The sequence below is a fragment of the Nocardia concava NBRC 100430 genome, assembly GCF_000308815.1.
In the GTDB taxonomy this organism is placed as follows: domain Bacteria; phylum Actinomycetota; class Actinomycetes; order Mycobacteriales; family Mycobacteriaceae; genus Nocardia; species Nocardia concava.
Window position 1 is genome coordinate 1 of sequence record NZ_BAFX01000079.1, and the last position, 15901, is coordinate 15901.

At 69.3% G+C, this 15901-nt stretch carries 19 protein-coding genes; 11 read left to right on the forward strand and 8 right to left on the reverse strand.

Annotated elements, in window-relative coordinates; genetic code table 11:
- Window positions 1–778 (reverse strand): amidohydrolase family protein (locus tag ON43_RS17765; protein WP_040808926.1); only part of this gene is annotated, 778 nt, incomplete at its 3' end.
- Window positions 779–863: 85 nt separating this feature from the next.
- Here ON43_RS17765 and ON43_RS17770 point away from each other — a divergent pair.
- Both ON43_RS17770 and ON43_RS17775 read left to right on the forward strand, forming a co-directional pair.
- On the forward strand, window positions 864–1067 hold the full coding sequence (locus tag ON43_RS17770; protein ID WP_040808865.1) for a hypothetical protein: 204 nt from the start codon (window positions 864–866) through the stop codon (window positions 1065–1067).
- A complete protein-coding gene (locus ON43_RS17775) occupies window positions 1060–1380 on the forward strand; it encodes a hypothetical protein (RefSeq protein WP_040808867.1) in 321 nt (106 codons plus the stop codon). The genes ON43_RS17770 and ON43_RS17775 overlap by 8 nt, the downstream gene beginning before the upstream one ends.
- 183 nt (window positions 1381–1563) lie before the next feature.
- Here ON43_RS17775 and ON43_RS17780 read toward each other — a convergent pair whose 3' ends face one another.
- The 3 genes from ON43_RS17780 to ON43_RS17790 all read right to left on the reverse strand — a co-directional run bounded on the left by ON43_RS17780 (window position 1564) and on the right by ON43_RS17790 (window position 4380).
- Window positions 1564–2058, reverse strand: a complete 495-nt coding sequence (locus ON43_RS17780) for an FxsA family protein (protein WP_040808869.1) — start codon at window positions 2056–2058, stop codon at window positions 1564–1566.
- 126 nt (window positions 2059–2184) lie between these two features.
- Window positions 2185–2847 carry a response regulator gene (locus tag ON43_RS17785; RefSeq protein WP_040808871.1) on the reverse strand — a complete coding sequence of 221 codons (663 nt, stop codon included), beginning with the start codon at window positions 2845–2847 and terminating at the stop codon, window positions 2185–2187.
- Between the two features lie 222 nt (window positions 2848–3069).
- Window positions 3070–4380 carry a sensor histidine kinase gene (locus tag ON43_RS17790; RefSeq protein ID WP_040808873.1) on the reverse strand — a complete coding sequence of 437 codons (1311 nt, stop codon included), beginning with the start codon at window positions 4378–4380 and terminating at the stop codon, window positions 3070–3072.
- A 134-nt stretch (window positions 4381–4514) separates the two neighbouring features.
- On the opposite strand from ON43_RS17790, the gene ON43_RS17795 reads away from it, so the two are divergent.
- Entirely contained in the window at window positions 4515–5282 is a 768-nt protein-coding gene (locus tag ON43_RS17795; RefSeq protein WP_040808874.1) for a TSUP family transporter, read from the forward strand.
- 4 nt (window positions 5283–5286) lie between these two features.
- Here ON43_RS17795 and ON43_RS17800 read toward each other — a convergent pair whose 3' ends face one another.
- Window positions 5287–6099 carry a TetR/AcrR family transcriptional regulator gene (locus ON43_RS17800; protein ID WP_083913504.1) on the reverse strand — a complete coding sequence of 271 codons (813 nt, stop codon included), beginning with the start codon at window positions 6097–6099 and terminating at the stop codon, window positions 5287–5289.
- 188 nt (window positions 6100–6287) lie between these two features.
- Between ON43_RS17800 and ON43_RS17805 the strand changes: the two genes are divergently transcribed.
- From ON43_RS17805 to ON43_RS17820, 4 genes are all read left to right on the forward strand, one after another.
- The gene (locus ON43_RS17805; protein WP_373283455.1) at window positions 6288–7814 is read left to right on the forward strand and encodes a TldD/PmbA family protein; all 1527 of its coding nucleotides are present in this window, start codon (window positions 6288–6290) and stop codon (window positions 7812–7814) included.
- A 50-nt stretch (window positions 7815–7864) separates the two neighbouring features.
- Window positions 7865–9256, forward strand: a complete 1392-nt coding sequence (locus tag ON43_RS17810; protein WP_040808929.1) for a TldD/PmbA family protein — start codon at window positions 7865–7867, stop codon at window positions 9254–9256.
- Window positions 9257–9377: 121 nt separating this feature from the next.
- Complete coding sequence (locus ON43_RS17815; protein WP_040808878.1) at window positions 9378–9974, forward strand: dihydrofolate reductase family protein; 597 nt, start codon at window positions 9378–9380, stop codon at window positions 9972–9974.
- Window positions 9975–10099: 125 nt separating this feature from the next.
- Window positions 10100–11071 carry a S1C family serine protease gene (locus ON43_RS17820; protein WP_051178616.1) on the forward strand — a complete coding sequence of 324 codons (972 nt, stop codon included), beginning with the start codon at window positions 10100–10102 and terminating at the stop codon, window positions 11069–11071.
- A 6-nt stretch (window positions 11072–11077) separates the two neighbouring features.
- Here the strand turns inward: ON43_RS17820 and ON43_RS17825 are convergent, their stop codons facing one another.
- Complete coding sequence (locus ON43_RS17825; RefSeq protein ID WP_040808933.1) at window positions 11078–11344, reverse strand: helix-turn-helix transcriptional regulator; 267 nt, start codon at window positions 11342–11344, stop codon at window positions 11078–11080.
- 78 nt (window positions 11345–11422) lie between these two features.
- On the opposite strand from ON43_RS17825, the gene map reads away from it, so the two are divergent.
- From map to ON43_RS17840, 3 genes are all read left to right on the forward strand, one after another.
- Window positions 11423–12190, forward strand: a complete 768-nt coding sequence (map, locus tag ON43_RS17830; RefSeq protein WP_040808880.1) for a type I methionyl aminopeptidase — start codon at window positions 11423–11425, stop codon at window positions 12188–12190.
- A 379-nt stretch (window positions 12191–12569) separates the two neighbouring features.
- Window positions 12570–13265 (forward strand): DUF8020 domain-containing protein, encoded by a 696-nt coding sequence (locus tag ON43_RS17835; protein WP_040808882.1) that lies wholly within the window; start codon window positions 12570–12572, stop codon window positions 13263–13265.
- Window positions 13266–13386: 121 nt separating this feature from the next.
- Complete coding sequence (locus tag ON43_RS17840; protein WP_063712575.1) at window positions 13387–14049, forward strand: TetR/AcrR family transcriptional regulator; 663 nt, start codon at window positions 13387–13389, stop codon at window positions 14047–14049.
- Here ON43_RS17840 and ON43_RS17845 read toward each other — a convergent pair whose 3' ends face one another.
- On the reverse strand, window positions 14050–14751 hold the full coding sequence (locus ON43_RS17845; protein WP_040808883.1) for a DUF8817 family protein: 702 nt from the start codon (window positions 14749–14751) through the stop codon (window positions 14050–14052). It abuts the gene before it with no gap.
- A 115-nt stretch (window positions 14752–14866) separates the two neighbouring features.
- Between ON43_RS17845 and ON43_RS17850 the strand changes: the two genes are divergently transcribed.
- Window positions 14867–15247: a PPOX class F420-dependent oxidoreductase gene (locus tag ON43_RS17850; protein ID WP_040808885.1), complete on the forward strand. Its 381-nt coding sequence runs from the start codon at window positions 14867–14869 to the stop codon at window positions 15245–15247.
- Window positions 15248–15339: 92 nt separating this feature from the next.
- Here ON43_RS17850 and ON43_RS17855 read toward each other — a convergent pair whose 3' ends face one another.
- A complete protein-coding gene (locus ON43_RS17855; RefSeq protein WP_040808887.1) occupies window positions 15340–15879 on the reverse strand; it encodes a DUF8020 domain-containing protein in 540 nt (179 codons plus the stop codon).
- Window positions 15880–15901 lie beyond the last annotated feature (22 nt).

Below are 15901 nucleotides of genomic sequence, written 5' to 3' on the forward strand. Positions count from 1 at the left end.
GCGCGTGCACGCCCAGTTCCTTGACCAAGGTGCGGGCCTCGTCGGCGGTCCGCACGGCCTGCCCCCAGTAGGCGCGCACCTCGACCCCATGCGCGAACTCGAGCAGTTCGCGCACATCCTCCGCACCCGAGATCTCAGGTCCGGCGCATTCGTGCACGGCCACAACACCATTCGCGGCCGCCGAATCCAATGCCGCGGTCCGCGCCGCATCCCGCTGGACCCGCGAGAGCGCCCCGAGCGCCGCGCCACGCACCCGATGATGGGCATCCGCCCGCAGCGGTTCCCCGCGAGTGAACCCCACCGCTTCGGTAATCCCGGCCACCTCATCGAGCAACGCGGTCGACGCCACAGCCGAATGTGCGTCCACCCGAGCCAGATACACCTGCCGCCCCGGCGCGGCCGCATCGATCTCCTCGACGGTCGGCGCTCGTCCTTCGGCCCAGCGTGTCTCGTCCCAGCCCTCACCGAGTACGACCCCGTCGGGATGTGCGGCCGCGTACGCGCGCACCGCGTCCAAGCACCCGGCGAGAGAGTCGGCCTGCGCCAGATCGAGTCCCGTGAGCTTCAATCCCAGCGCGGTGACGTGCACGTGCGGATCCACGAATCCGGGTGCGACGAATGCCCCGTCCAATTCGATGACCTCAGCATCCGGATGCAACGCCCGCCCCGGCGTATCCAACCCCACCCACACCACGGTCCCGTCGCTGACGGCCATGGCCGTCGCATCGGGATTGCTCGAACTGTAGATCCGACCGCCGACAAGCAACTGGGTACTCACGGCTCCCCATCCTGCCCGACGTGCCGATCCCGTCGGCAACCGGCAAGCCCTCCCGCCGGTGCTACCAGAGTGCTACCGTGGTGGGATGAAAATCTCCGTTTCGCTGCCCGATGATCGCGTCACGGAATTGATCAAGCAGCAGCCGAACGTCTCGGACTTTCTCTACCGCGCGGCCCGTCGCATGCTCGTCGCCGAGGAACTGGCCGCCCTGACACCGGATCCCGAAGCCGAGGCGTTCCTGGAGGCCGCCGAGGCCGCCTCCCGCGCGGCATGGGCCGGCGATGACTGACGTCCCCAACATTCAGGGCGAGATCTGGCGGTTGCGCGGTGTCCGCGATCAGGTCCACACGGTCGTGGTCCTCGACTCGGTCCCGCACGTCGTGCGCGGCGGGCTCATCGCGGTCTCCCTGATCATCCCCGTCGGTGATGCCCCCAATCCCCGTGCGCTGCTGACCGTTCCGATCGCCGACACCAATGCGGCGGTCGCGGTCTTCTGGCTGGGCACCTTCGCCGCCTCCCAATTCATACAGAAGATCGGCATGCTCGACCCGGCCACCCTCGAGAACGTCCGCATGGCTCTCCGTGCCCGCTTCGACCTCTAGCCCTGGACATGAAAGGACGTCCGCGGCTGGACGACGGTAGGTATGACGGCCACCCGCGCCACGTGCTCGACTGCCCGGCGAGGGCTTCACACACCGTCGTGCCGGCTGGTCGAGAACGTGATCACCCCGGTGCGCGAACGGCTCTGGGGCCGCGGGCACCGGGGTGAGGAAAAGCTTTGCGGCTCAGCGGGGGTCGATCATTTTGTAGCCGTTGCCCTGGCCGTCGTCGTAGTACTCGGTGACGACGGTGGCGTCGATGACCTCGCCGTCGGGGTCGATGACGACATTGCGGTAGCCGTAGGGGCCGACGGCGGTGGCGACGCGGCTCAGGCGGCGGGCGGCGAAGGCGGCCACCAGGGGGCGGAAGGCGAAGCGGGTGAAGGGGAGCAGGGCCAGCAGGCCGAGGGCGGTGGTGAGCAGGCCGGGGACGAACATGAGGACGGCGCCGGTCGCGACGAGGGCGCCGTCGGCGACGGCGGTGCTGGGTTCGAGTTCACCGCGGGCGGCGCGGCGGAAGTTCTGGAAGACGCGCCGGCCCTGCGAGCGCACCAGCACCAGGCCCACGGCCGAACCGGCCAGGAGCAGCAGGATGGTGGGGAACACGCCGATGAAGTGGCCGACCACGACGAGGGTGGCGATCTCGGCGACGAAGTACGCGAGGAACAGCAGGGCGGGCATCGGGCGATCCTTTCGATCGATCTACCTGTGCAACGCACGGATGGCCGGATTTTCTCCCGGATGCGGTCCCGGTCACACCGCTCCGCGGCCTCCGGCCACATCGCTGCGCCGCGCCGGTCGCATCGCTCAGGCGCTCCCCGGCCGCACCAGCCCGGTTTCGTAGGCCAGCACCACGGCCTGAACCCGGTCGCGCAGGCCGAGTTTGGTGAGGACGCGCCCGACATGAGTCTTCACCGTCGCCTCCGATAGGAACAGCGCCCCGGCGATCTCGGCATTGGAGCGCCCGGCGGCGATATGCTCGAGCACCTCGCGCTCGCGGGCGGTGAGCACGTCGAGCACCTTCGGATCGCGCCCCGCGGCCGGATCCTCGGCGATCAGCCGGTCCAGCAGCCGCTTGGTGACCTTCGGCGACACCACCGCATCCCCCGCCGCCACACTGCGAATCGCGGAGATCAAATCCTCCGGAGGCGTGTCCTTGAGCAGGAACCCGCTCGCCCCCGCCCGCAACGCCCCCAGCGCATGCTCATCCAGATCGAAGGTCGTCATCACCAGAACCCGGCTCCCACACCCGGATTCGATGATCCGCGCCGTCGCGGTCACCCCGTCGGTCACCGGCATCCGCACATCCATCAACACCACATCCGGCCGCAACTCCCCGGCCCGCGCAATCGCGGCCGCCCCGTTATCGGCCTCCCCCACCACCTCGATATCGGGATGCGCTCCGAGCACCATCCGCAACCCTGCGCGCATGAGCTCCTGGTCATCGACAACGAGAACGGTGATCGGCACCCACCTAACCTATCCGGTGCGCGCGGTCGGACCTCAAACCACCGGCTTCGACCACGTCGAGGAGCGTTGCCGCACGCGAGCCGGGGGCGCTGCGTGTCCAGGCCGGTCGAGGTCGCTGTGGCGGCGCTCCCAAATGGGCCTATTCCTACACAAACGCACCGCAATTGGCGGGGTCCGGCGAGGGTTTGTGTAGGAATAGGCCCATCGTCGGTCTCCAGGCGCTTACTCCATCGCGCCGCGATCGAGCGGGATCGTTGCCCGAACTGTCCAGCCGCCGTGGACGTTTCGGCCCGCCGACAGCGTGCCACCGAGGACGGCGATGCGCTCGCGCATGCCGACCAGGCCGAGACCGCTGCCCGGGATGCGCGGTTCGGCCGGGCCCGGCGCGGCGGGCGCCGGTTTGATTGTGCCGCCGCTGTTTCCGCTGGATCCGCCCGCACCGACGACGCCGTGTCCGCCACCGGTAATGCGGTGGCCGCCGGTCCCGTGACCGCAGTGGCCGCCGGTCGCGGCCGGGGTCAGCGCCGTCCGACCGGAGTCGGTGATGTCGAGCAGGACGTCGGTGTCGCGGCGGGTGACGGTGACGACGGCGCGGGGGTCGGGGCCGGCGTGGCGGAGGGTGTTGGTGAGCGATTCCTGGACGATGCGGTGGATGCCGAGGCTGACCTCGGGGGTGACGGTGTCGAGTTCGCCGGCGAGTTCGAGGGAGATGTTCAGGCCTGCGCTGCGCATCATGTCGACCACCTTGGCGATGCCCGCGGTGCCGTGCTGCGGAAGTTCTTCGGGCGCATGCTCGGTGCGCAGCAACTCGACGGTGCGGCGTAGTTCGCGCAGGGCGTCGCGGCCGGTGCCGGCGATGGTGGACAGTGCCTTTTCGGCGGTGTCGGGGTCGTGGCGCAGGGCGTAGCGTGCGCCGTCGGCCTGGACGATGATGACGCTGACCGCGTGGGCGACGACGTCGTGGAGTTCGCGGGCGATGCGGGTGCGTTCGGCGGCGACCGCGTCGTGGGCGCGGCGTTCGCGGTCGTAGTCGGCGACGGCCAGGCGGGCGGCGACCTCGGCGTCGTAGGCGTGGCGGGCGCCCACGAATTCGGCCAGGGTCCAGCACAGGGCGTAGAAGAGTGCGGTGAAGGCGATGTCGGTGCCGCTCGGTTTCCCGATCGCGGCGGCCGAGATGAGGCTGTCGAGGATGAGGATGCCAAGATAGATCAGCCCTTGGCGGCGGCCGACATAGGCGACCAGCGTGTAGAGCATGATGCCCAATCCCAGCAGCGCCGGATGCACCGAGGTGTCGCCGACCGCTCCGTGCACCATCGAGGCGGCGATCGACAGCAGCACCGCACCCACCGCCGCGGCCCAGGTGTGGGTGCGGCGGAACACGATCGGCACCACCAGCAGCACGCTGAACACCAGATAGGTCACCTTGGAGCTGCTGTTGCCCACCGACAGCACGTCGATGCCGAGCAGCAGCAGGGCCAGGATCGTATCGGTGATGAGGGGCTTGCCACGCAGCCACAAACTGAACCGGCGCACCTGACCACCCTACGGTCCCGGCGCTTTCACCCGGCCCTCCCGCACTGCGGCGCACGCCGCGGCCTTCGCTCCGCACGACCCGCTCCGCGATCTCCGGTTTGATCTTGTGCGGCCGCCTCTGGTTGGGTCTGTCTGTGAGCCTTGCGGACTGGGCGGTCTTGCTGACCGCGGCGACGGCGGCCGGTTGGGTCGATGCGGTGGTCGGCGGCGGGGGGTTGATCGTGTTGCCGACGCTGTTCGTGGTGCTTCCCGGTCTGGCTCCGCAGACGGCCTTGGGCACCAACAAGATCGCCGCCTTCTCCGGCACCAGCGCGGCGGTCATCACCTTCGCCCGCAAGGTGCCGATGCGCTGGAAGGTGCTGATCCCCGGTGCGCTCATCGCCGCGATCGCCGCCGCCTGCGGGTCGGCGGCGGTCGCGTTGATCGACAAGAAGTTCTTCGTCCCGATCGTCATGGTCGTGCTCGTCGGCGTGGCGATCTTCGTGACCCTGCGCCCCTCGGTCGGCGTCACCATGGCCACCCATCCCCCGACCCGCCGCAAGACGATCCTGGTCGTGGCCCTGGCCGCGGGCCTGATCGGCCTCTACGACGGCATCCTCGGCCCGGGCACCGGCACCTTCCTGATCATCACCTTCGCCACCCTGCTCGGCACCGAATTCGTCCGCGCGGCGGCCATGGCCAAGGTCATCAACTGCGGCTCCAACCTGGGCTCGCTGATATATCTGGCGAGCACCGGCCACGTGCTGTGGGCATTGGGCCTGTCCATGGCGGTCGCGAATGTGGCCGGGTCCGTGGTCGGTTCACGCATGGCGCTGGCGAAGGGCGCGGGCTTCGTCCGCGCCGTCCTGCTGGTCGTCGTCATCGCCATGGTCATCCGTCTGGGCTGGCAACAGTTCGGCTAGCAGGTCAGACGCGAGCGTCCTCGGGCTGGCGGTGGATGACGGGCAGGGCGCGTTCGAAGGGTGAGCGCGGCGCGGACTCCGAGGTCAGCCGATGCACCGTCCCGATCGGGCGGAAGGCTTCCGGCTCCGGGCGTAGCGGGACATCGGGCAGCAATTGTGTTTGCTCGCCGGGCAGTTCGCGCGGTTCCGGCGCGGGCTGGGACAGCCACGGCGCCAGCACCTTCGAGGTGGTCTCCTGGATCTTGCGTTGCAGCGCTTCACCGTCCTCGGCGAGCCCGGGCCGCTGGAACAGCACGGTCAGCGCACCCGACACCGCCCCGACGACCGCACCCACCAGCGCGGCCGCCCCGACATCGTCGAGTTCCTCGGGGAAGGCGGTACGCAATTGCCGCGCGATCTCCTGCTGGGAGGCCAGCTGCGCGTAGGCGGCGCGCCCGCTGACCGCGGGCACGGTGCGCGAAACCTGCGCGCGCAGTACGGCGATCCGCGCGGCGAGGGTGTCGCCGAGGTGGTCGCCGGGATTGTCACCGGCGGCGCGCAGGGCGCGCAGCAGCACCTCGACGGGGCGTTCCCCGGGCCGGCGGGTGGCGATGGCGCGCACGGCGGCCTGCACACGTTCGTCCGGCTCGGGGAACAGTAGTTCCTCCTTGCTGGCGAAGTAGTTGAAGAACGTTCTGGTGCCGACTTCGGCGGCGGCCGCGATATCGGCGACGGTGGTCGCCTCGTATCCTCGGCTCTCGAACTGTTCGACGGCGGCTTCGAGCAGGGCTCGGCGGGTGCGTTCCCGTTTGCGATCGCGGAGTGCGGATGGCGGCACGCGGGCAGACAGTACGGCATCCGGTCAGCAAAACGTGGCATGTCCAGCCGTTGTGCGTGCCGTTTCACCGTGTGCGCGTTGGCACTTCACGCATTGTTGCAGCGTATGCACGTTTGCGGGGTCTGATATTTCCTGCGGGGTGAGTCGAATCTTGTCGCTGCGGCGTGTCGCCCTCTAGCGTGGTGCGGGTGAGCATCGCTACCGCTGTCGTGGACGACCAGTTCCGTGCGCTGCCGTTGTCCGCGCTCGCCGACGCCGCGTTGAGCGCGGCCCGCGCGGCCGGGGCCGAGTACGCCGACCTGCGCGTGCATCGACTTGTGCAGCAGTCCATCAGGTTGCGCGACGGTCGTGTCGAATCGGTGTCGGACAGTATCGATCTCGGGTTCGCGGTGCGCGTGATCGTCGACGGCACCTGGGGTTTCGCCTCGCACGCCGACCTGACCACCGACACCGCCGCCGAGGTGGCGCGCCGGGCGGTCACGGTCGCGAGCACGCTGCGCGCGCTCAATCGCGAGCGGGTCGAGCTGGCCGCCGAGCCGCGCTACGACGGCGTGGAACACGTCTCGCCCTATGACGTCGATCCGTTCTCCGTGCCGACACCGGAGAAAGTGGCGCTGCTGCTGGACTATTCGGAGCGTTTGAAGGCCGCCGACGGCGTCGATCACGTGACGGCGTCGGTGCTGCAGGTCAAGGAACAGACCTTCTACGCCGACACTTTCGGCTCCCGCATCACCCAGCAGCGGGTCCGGCTGCACCCGCAGCTCGAGGCGATCACCGTCGACCCGGCGGCGGGCGTGTTCGAGACCATGCGCACCCTCGCCGCCCCGGCCGGGCGCGGCTGGGAGTACGTGACCGGCGCGGACGGAACCTGGGACTGGGCAGGCGAACTCGCGCAGATCCCGGAGTGGCTGGCCGAGAAGGTGAAGGCCCCCAGCGTGACGGCCGGGCCCACCGACCTGGTCATCGACCCGACCAACCTGTGGCTGACCATCCACGAATCCATCGGCCACGCCACCGAATACGACCGCGCCATCGGCTACGAATCCGCCTACGCCGGAACCTCCTTTGCCACGCCCGACAAGCTCGGCACCCTGAAGTACGGCACCCCGATCATGCATGTGACCGGCGACCGCACCCAGGAGCACGGCCTGGCCAGCGTCGGCTGGGACGACGAGGGCGTGGCCGGGCAGCGCTGGGATCTGGTGCGCGACGGCATTCTCGTCGGCTACCAGCTGGATCGAGTCTTCGCGCCCCGCTTGGGACTCGAACGCTCCAACGGCTGCTCCTACGCCGACTCCGCGCACCACGTGCCGATCCAGCGCATGGCCAATGTGTCGCTGCAACCGGATCCGGTGCGCGACACCAGCACCGCGGACCTGATCTCGCGCGTCGAGAACGGCATCTACATCGTCGGCGACAAGTCGTGGTCGATCGATATGCAGCGCTACAACTTCCAGTTCACCGGTCAGCGTTTCTTCCGCATCCGCAACGGCGAATTGGCCGGGCAGCTGCGCGATGTCGCCTACCAGGCCACCACCACCGACTTCTGGGGTTCGATGGAGGCCGTCGGCGGGCCCTCGACCTGGGTGCTCGGCGGCGCGTTCAACTGCGGCAAGGCGCAACCCGGCCAGGTGGCGGCGGTCTCGCACGGCTGCCCGTCGGTGCTGGTGCGCGGCATCAATATTCTCAATACCCGCGCCGAGGCCGGACAGTAAGAGCAGGGCCGGACAGCATCTTCTCCACGAAAGGACCGACAACGGTGAGTGTGCTCCCCGCCCCCGAGGTCGTCGAACGCGCGCTGCGCGCCTCCCGCGCCGACGAGGCCGTGGTGATCGTCACCGACGCGCACGAGGCGTCGCTGCGCTGGGCCGGAAACTCCATGACCACCAACGGTTCCTCGGTCGCCCGGGACTGGGCGGTGGTCTCGGTGTTCCGCGACGGGCCGAACGCCGCGCGCGTCGGCAGCGTGAGTTCCACCAGCGTGGACCCCGCCGATATCGAGGCCGTGGTGCGCGCCAGCGAGGAGGCCGCGCGCACCGCCGAACCCGCGCGCGACGCCATGCCGCTGCTCGAGCCGGACGCCGCCGACACCCCCGACCGCGGGCTGGACTGGTCCGGTGCACCGGGCACCACCGATATCGGTGTCTTCACCACCCTGGCAAGCGATCTCGCCGCCGGCTTCGACGGCGCCGACCGCCTCTACGGTTTCGCCCACCACCAGATGCACTCCACCTGGCTGGGCACCTCCACCGGTGTGCGGCGACGCTGGGTTCAGCCGACCGGTTCGGTCGAGATCAACGGCAAGCGTGGCGAGGGCGCGGAACTGGCCAGCGCCTGGGTGGGCACCGGCACCACCGATTTCAGCGACGTCGACACCCCCGGCCTGCTCGCCGAACTCTCCCGCCGCCTGGACTGGGGCAAGCGCCGCGTGGATCTGCCCGCGGGCCGCTACGAAACCCTGCTTCCCCCTTCGGCGGTGGCCGATCTCATGATCTACATGGCCTGGTCCATGGAGGGCCGCGGCGCGCACGAGGGCCACACCGCCTTCTCCCGCAAGGGCGGCACCCGAATCGGCGAGCGGCTCACCGAGATTCCGCTCACCCTCTACTCCGACCCGAGCGCCGCGGGCCTGGAGTACCGCCCGTTCGTGGCGACCCCGTCCTCCTCGGAATCGCTGTCGGTCTTCGACAACGGCCTGACCGCGCGGCGCACCGACTGGATCGGCTCCGGCGTCATCGAATCCCTGGTCTATCCCCGCGCCACCGCCGCCGAATTCGACGCCCCCGTCACCCTTCCCGGCGAGAACCTGCTCATGACCGGTGGCACCGACGCCACCCTCCCGGACATGATCGCCCGCACCGAACGCGGCCTGCTGCTGACCTGCCTCTGGTACATCCGCGAGGTCGACCCCGCCACCCTGCTGCTGACCGGCCTCACCCGAGACGGCGTCTACCTCGTCGAGAACGGCGAAGTCACCGCCGCCGTCAACAACTTCCGCTTCAACGAGAGCCCCCTCGACCTGCTGCGCCGAGTCTCCGAAGCCGGCCGCACCGAGATCACCCTCCCCCGCGAATGGAAGGACTGGTTCACCCGAACCGCCATGCCCCCCTTGCGAATCCCCGACTTCCACATGTCCTCGGTCAGCCAAGCGACCTAAGACTCGGTTCCCCGGGAAAATTCCTTCGCCAACAACGATGATTGCTCGATAACGGCTCCGACTACCTCGCAGAGACGGCAATTCCCGCCGCTTCTCGTTCCATCGCTGAAGGAGTAGAGCAATGAGCAAAGTAGTCACCGGCGCGAGCATGTCCGTCGACGGATTCATCGCCGGACCCGGCGAAACCGGATTCGAGCACCTGTTCGCCTGGTATCAGAGTGGCGATGTCCCGATCGCCAGCACCCATCCCGAAATCCCGTTCAATCTGACCGCCGACGACGCCGCCTACCTGAAGGCGTGGCTCGACAGCGTCGGCGTGTACATCGTCGGCAAGCGGCTGTTCACGCTCACCAACGGGTGGGGCGGCACCCATCCGGCCGATAAGCCGATCGTGGTCGTCACCCACACCGTGCCCGAGGAGTGGATCGCCGAGCATCCCGACTCGCCGTTCACCTTCGTGACCGGCGGTGTGAAGGAGGCCGTCGAGGTCGCGCGCGGGATCGCGGGCGAGAAGATGGTCGGGGTCAGCGGCGGCGATGTCGCACGCCAGTGCCTGGACGCGGGTCTGCTCGACGAGGTCTGGGTCGATCTGGTGCCGGTGTTGCTGGGCGGTGGCGTTCCGCTGTTCGGTGAGCTCGCCGACGCACCGGTGCTGCTCGAGGATCCGGAGGTCACCCCCGGCTCCCGCGTCACGCACCTGAAGTACACGATCCGCTGAATCGGGTTGCGCTGTCGGCGAACCGGTTGTCGCGGGGGTCGTACCGCGCGCATCCTGGTTTCATCGCAACGTAATCATGTAATCGGATGGTGGTCGTCATGGACGACGAAGCTGCCCTCTGGCCGATGGACGAGAACGCGGATGCCGCCGAGCCGGTCGCTCAGCCCGGCTTCGGCGTTCCCGACGCCGCGGCCCTGGACTCCTACTCGCGCACCGTGATCGCGGTCGCCAAATCGGTGACACCGCACGTGGCCAGCGTGCAGACCCGCCGCGGCGGCGGTTCGGCGGTGGTGTTCACCGGCGACGGTTTCCTGCTCACCAATGCCCACGTAGTGGGCGAGTCCAGCGGCGGGACCGTGGTGTTCGCCGACGGGCTGGAATCGAAATTCGATGTGGTGGGCGTGGATCCGCTCTCGGATCTGGCGGTACTGCGGGCCCGCGGCGGGGCACCGGCCGCGGCGGTCCTCGGTGATGCGGACCGCCTGGTGGTCGGCCAGCTGGTGGTCGCGGTCGGCAGCCCGCTGGGACTGGCCGGATCGGTCACCGCGGGCGTGGTGAGCGCGCTGGGCCGGTCGGTGCCGGTCGGCAATCGCCGCACCGCCCGCGTCATCGAGGACGTGATCCAGACCGACGCCGCCCTCAACCCCGGCAATTCCGGTGGGGCGCTGGCGGATTCGGCCGGACGCGTGGTGGGAATCAATACCGCGGTCGCGGGAATCGGCCTGGGCCTGGCGATTCCGATCAATGCCACCACCCGCCGCATCGTCAGCACCCTACTCACCGAGGGCCGGGTCCGCCGCGCCTATCTCGGTGTGGTCGGGGTGCCCGCGCCGTTGCCCAGCGCGGTGGCCGAGCGCACCGGCCAGGATGCCGGACTGCGCATCGTGGAGGTGGTGCGCGGCGGCCCGGCCGAACGCGCCGGACTGCGCCGCGGAGACCTGGTGCTCAGCGTGGCGCGCGCGGAAATCCGGGATGCGCAGGGCATTCAGCGGCAATTGTTCGCCGACGCCATCGGCCGATCGCTGCCGGTGACGGTGCTGCGCAACGGCGCGATGGTCGATGTCATCGCGGTGCCGGTTGAGCTGACCGTCGACTGATCGCGGTCAGGAGGCCGAGCGGTGTTCCCGGCTCGGCTGCCAGACATCGGCCAGATCGTCGAGCGGAATACCGAGGGCGCGCGAGAGCGCCACGACGGTCCCGAACGCCGGGGTCGGCAGCCGCCCCGACTCGATCTTGCGCAGTGTCTCCGGCGAGATGCCCGCGCTCTCGGCCACTTCCATCAGGTCCCGGTTCGCGCGCGCGGCCCGCAGCGCGGAACCCAGGCGGCGGCCGGCCTCGAGCTGGGCGGGCGTGAGCGGCAGTCGAACCATGCCCGCCACCCTACGGTTGGTATTTAAATACCGCAACCGGCTACGGTGGTATTAAAATACCAATTGAGGGAGGTTGTCATGGTGGAGCTCAAGAGCCCGGCCGAGATCGAAAGCATGCGGGTCACCGGCGGATTCGTGGCCGAGGTGCTGAGCGAACTACGGGAGAAGGCACAGATCGGGGTGAATCTCCTCGAACTGGAAGCCGTGGTCCGCGAACGCATCCGCCAGCGCGGCGCGGTCTCCTGCTACTGGGACTACTCCCCCTCCTTCGGCCGCGGCCCTTTCCGCAACACCATCTGTCTGTCGGTCAATGACGCCGTGCTGCACGGACTCCCGTTCGACTACACCCTGCGCGACGGCGATGTGCTGAGCATGGATCTCGCGGTGAGCATCGACGGCTGGGTCGCCGATTCGGCCGTCACCACCATCATCGGCACCCCGGACCCCGAGGACGCGCGCCTGGTCCGCGCCACCGAGGAGGCCCTGGACGCGGCCATCGCGGTCGCCCAGGCGGGCAACACCATCGGCGATCTGTCCGCGGCCATCGCCGCGGTCGCGCGCGCGGGCGGCTACCCGATCAATACCGAATTCGGCGGCCACGGCCTGGGCCGCACCATGCACGAGGACCCGCACGTCCCCAACAGCGGCCGCGCGGGCCGCGGCTTCCGCCTGCGCCCGGGACTCACCATCGCCGTGGAACCCTGGTTCGCGCGCACCACCGACCGCATCATCACCGACCCCGACGGCTGGACGCTGCGCTCGGCCGACGGCTCCCGCACCGCCCACTCCGAACACACCATCGCCATCACCGAGTCCGGCCCACAGGTCCTCACCCGCGCGGCGTGATATCGGCCTGAGCGCGGAAACCCGGACGACACATCGGGTTTCCGCGCTCGGCCGCGTGGCGGGGATCGACGCACGATACTGCGCGGACGATCGGCGGATCCCCCGCCCCGGTCTCGCGGACCGGGATTTCCCGGTCCGAGCTGCTCGGGCGAGCACCTTGCCGAAGGTCGGGCGGCCGCCCTGATCGACGTAACTCCCTTCCAAGACGACGCATTTTCAGATGTGGGCTTGACCACAGCGCTGTGATCCAGCTAACGTCTCGCCGGACTAAGCGCCCGCTTAGCGTACATGTGACCGGAACCACGTCAGTCCACGACGTCAGTTCCGGCTCGTTCGGTGAACACCTGGCCCGCCAGGTGCAGGCTCGTGAAGGACCCAGATGAGGAAAATCGCCGCCACCTCCGCCCTGTTGATCGGCTCGGCCGTCATCGGATGCGGGACGGCCAATGCCGCCCCCGCCGCCCAGTCCCCGGTGAACTACGTCGCCAACACCGCCGAGGACGGCACCATGACGATCCGCACCGATATCGGCTCGATGGGCGTCGACAACGGTGTCTTCACGATCAAGGGCGCCGACGGCACCGTGGTCGCGGGCACCGAACTGTCCTTCCGCGTGGACGATTTCGTCTTTCCCGTCGCCGCCCAGGTCAACGACCACGTCGCCACCCTGACCCCGCAATTCGATGAGGCGCACGCGGTCTACAAGCCGGTGTCCCTGCCCTACGAGGATCAGGCCCCGTGGAAGACCCAGTACGACCGGGAGCAGGCCGCCTGGAACCGACTGGCCCAAACCATCACCATGGGCGCGACCGTCGGCACCCTGGTCGGCGGCCTCGGCGGCGCGGCGGTGGGCTGCGTCGTGGGCGCGGGCGTGGGCCTGGTCGCCACCGGCGTGCTGGCCACCCTGTTCGGCCTCGGCCCGCTCGGCGGGTGCGTGCTCGGCGCGGCGACCGTCGGCTTCCTGGGCACCATCGCCGGGCAGCTGTTCGTGACCGCGCCGGCCGTCATCGCCGCCGCCGTGCAGTACTTCACCACCATCAACGCGCCCTTCACCCCGCCCGCGCCTGCCAAGTAGCCACCCGGCCCGGCGCACCGGATCCCGCGCCTCCAACCCGATCCGGTGCGCCGCACCGGCCGGGCCGCCCTCGGGCCCGGCCGGTGCTCGGGTGAAACATTCACTGGGAGATACTCATTCGATGGGTAACGACGACGTGGCGCCGGGCGCCGAGAACGGCGGGCGCGACACCGCCGCGGTGGCGCATCTCGAACTGTCCCAGCGCCGCTTTCCGGAAGGCCAGCGCCGCATCTTCCTGGCCGCCATCGACGCCTTCTCCGAACGCGGCTTCCACGCCACCACCACCCGCGATATCGCGGCCCGCGCCGGGCTCAGCCCCGCGGGCCTGTACGTGCACTTCGGCTCCAAAGAGGAAGTGCTCTACCGCATTTCGCTGTCCTCGATGCGCCTGACCCAGCAGGTCGCCACCGCCGCGGCCGCCGCGCCGGGCAGCCCGGCCGACCATCTCACCGCGGTTGTGCGCGACCTCACGGTGTGGCACGCCGAGCACGCGGCGTCGGTGAAGGTGGTGCTGCACCACCTCACCGACCTGACCGACGAGCATCGGGCCGAGGTGATCGACATCCAGATCGCGATCCACCGTCTGGTCCGCGATCTGGTCGCTCAGGGTGTGGCCGACAAGGTCTTCGACGTCGCCGACACCCACGCCACCACGCTGGCTCTCATGTCGCTGTGCGTGGACACCGCCCGCTGGTACTCCCCCGACTACCGCCGCACCCCGAACCAGATCGGCGCGGACTACGCCGCCCTGGCGCTGCGCATGGTGGGCGCGCAGCCGGTCTGATCACTCGCCTGCGTCGGTGACCGCGCGCAGGTCCTCCTCGAGCGCGGCTCGGTCGTCCGCGGTGAGCCCCAGGGCCTCGATCCGTGCCCGCAGTTCGGTCACCCGGTCGGAATCGCCTGCCACGGCGGCGATTTCGGCCAGCATGGCCAGCGCCCGCGCCTGGTCGAGCAGTGGGGCCGTGGCGGCGAAGCGGCGCAGCCCGGTTTCGAGGACGCGGGTGGCGGTGGCGTCGTCGAGCTTGGAATCGCGGTAGATACGGGCATTGTCGAGCACCCGCGCCAGCCCCTCGAGTTGCTTGGAGCCGCCGTATTCGGGGTCGGGCTCGTCGGGCTGGACGTAGATGACGGTATTGCCGACCGGGTCCACGACCGTGAACCGGGTCTGGCCGGGACGGAACCGGGTGATCCGCGGGGCGCCCTTCGCGGGCACCCTGCCGTAGCGGGCCCGCAGGGCGGCCTTGAACTCGGCGTGCCAGGCCTCGACCTCCTCGACGATGACCAGGCAGCTGATGTGGGCTTCCTCGCCACTCGTCATCCCCTTCGGCGTCGGGCCGAAGTGCAATTGGAAGCCGGCGCGTTCGACCATTCCGTAGATATAGGGACGGGTCATCTCGTAGGTGACCTTGTAGCCAAGCGTGCGGTAGAAGTCGAGGGTCTCGGGCAGATCGCCACCCCAGAGCACCGGAATCGAAACAGCCGCCATCGTGCGCCTCCTTGCCGATCGGGTTCGAAACCCAAGGTACGGAGACGAGGCGGGTCCGCGCCTATGGCTCGGCGCGTGATCGGCGTCACGGCCGTTCAGCGGATAGGCTGCGGGCGTGGACAATACGTTCGAGCCGTTGGGCAAGGCGAACTATGTACAGCTGACCACCTTCAAGAAGGACGGAACCCCGGTGGGGACGCCGGTATGGGCCGCTCTCGACGGGGGTCGTCTCTATGTCTGGACGGTCACCGACAGCTGGAAGGTCAAGCGCATCCGGCGCAATCCCGAGGTGACGGTGCAGCCGTGCGATTTCCGGGGCAAGACCCACGGCGAGCTGCTGAAGGGTTCGGCCTTGATCCTCGATGCCCCGGGCTCGGAACGGGCGCGGGATCTGATCAAGCGCCGCTACGGGATCCTGGGCTGGGTGAGCATCACGCTGAGCAAGCTGCGGCGCGGCGACACCGGCACCATCGGCATCGAAATCGCTCCGGCATAACGGTTTTCGCGCACGCCGCAACCATTATCACGCAGCGCGAGCCGCCGAACCGACGGGGACCGGTCCGGCGGCGGCAGCGTGTTCCTTCCGGGTTACGGCTGATCGCCGGCGATGACCGCGCCGAGGATGCCTCCGACGAAGCAGCCGACGATGGCGCCGACCACGAAGAAGAAGAATCCGATCACCGCGCCGACCACGCAGCCGATGAGCGCGCCGGCCACGATCGATCCGGCATTGGCGACATTCTGCAGCGCCACCACCTCGGCGGTCGGGGTGGCCAGATCGGCGGGATTGCTGGGCCGCACGGTCAATTCGGTGCCGCCCGCGCTCAGGTCGGGGACGACGGTCAGGACGCGGTCGGCGGCCTGGTAGACCAGCGGTAGCGATCCGATGATCTCGCCCGAGGGCGCGATCACGTTCACCGCCGCGCCGGCGAGCTCGAAGTGGCCCGCGGCGAGGGTGGTGGTGACGGCGCTGCGGTCCGGTGCGAGGGCGACGGAGTAGTTCACGCCCTGATCGCTGCCGGTGATACCGGGCGTGGCGAGGACGGGTTCACCGTGTGCGGTCACCGTGGCGACACACAGGGCGGCGACGGAAAGTAAAGCGGTAGCGGCGATTTTGGCAATTCTCATAATGGTTCCCTGCAATCGAAGA

Excerpts from the sequence above, each read along its gene's own strand:
- ON43_RS17825 (WP_040808933.1), bottom strand. The coding sequence starts at position 11,344 with ATGGTTCGACTGCCGCTCACGCCCGCCCAGCTCGAGGCCGGCCGCCGC.
- map (WP_040808880.1), top strand. The coding sequence starts at position 11,423 with ATGGTGGAGCTCAAGAGCCCGGCCGAGATCGAAAGCATGCGGGTCACC.
- ON43_RS17775 (WP_040808867.1), top strand. The coding sequence starts at position 1,060 with ATGACTGACGTCCCCAACATTCAGGGCGAGATCTGGCGGTTGCGCGGT.
- ON43_RS17840 (WP_063712575.1), top strand. The coding sequence starts at position 13,387 with ATGGGTAACGACGACGTGGCGCCGGGCGCCGAGAACGGCGGGCGCGAC.
- ON43_RS17780 (WP_040808869.1), bottom strand. The coding sequence starts at position 2,058 with ATGCCCGCCCTGCTGTTCCTCGCGTACTTCGTCGCCGAGATCGCCACC.
- ON43_RS17855 (WP_040808887.1), bottom strand. The coding sequence starts at position 15,879 with ATGAGAATTGCCAAAATCGCCGCTACCGCTTTACTTTCCGTCGCCGCC.
- ON43_RS17835 (WP_040808882.1), top strand. The coding sequence starts at position 12,570 with ATGAGGAAAATCGCCGCCACCTCCGCCCTGTTGATCGGCTCGGCCGTC.
- ON43_RS17815 (WP_040808878.1), top strand. The coding sequence starts at position 9,378 with ATGAGCAAAGTAGTCACCGGCGCGAGCATGTCCGTCGACGGATTCATC.
- ON43_RS17820 (WP_051178616.1), top strand. The coding sequence starts at position 10,100 with ATGGACGAGAACGCGGATGCCGCCGAGCCGGTCGCTCAGCCCGGCTTC.
- ON43_RS17845 (WP_040808883.1), bottom strand. The coding sequence starts at position 14,751 with ATGGCGGCTGTTTCGATTCCGGTGCTCTGGGGTGGCGATCTGCCCGAG.
- ON43_RS17770 (WP_040808865.1), top strand. The coding sequence starts at position 864 with ATGAAAATCTCCGTTTCGCTGCCCGATGATCGCGTCACGGAATTGATC.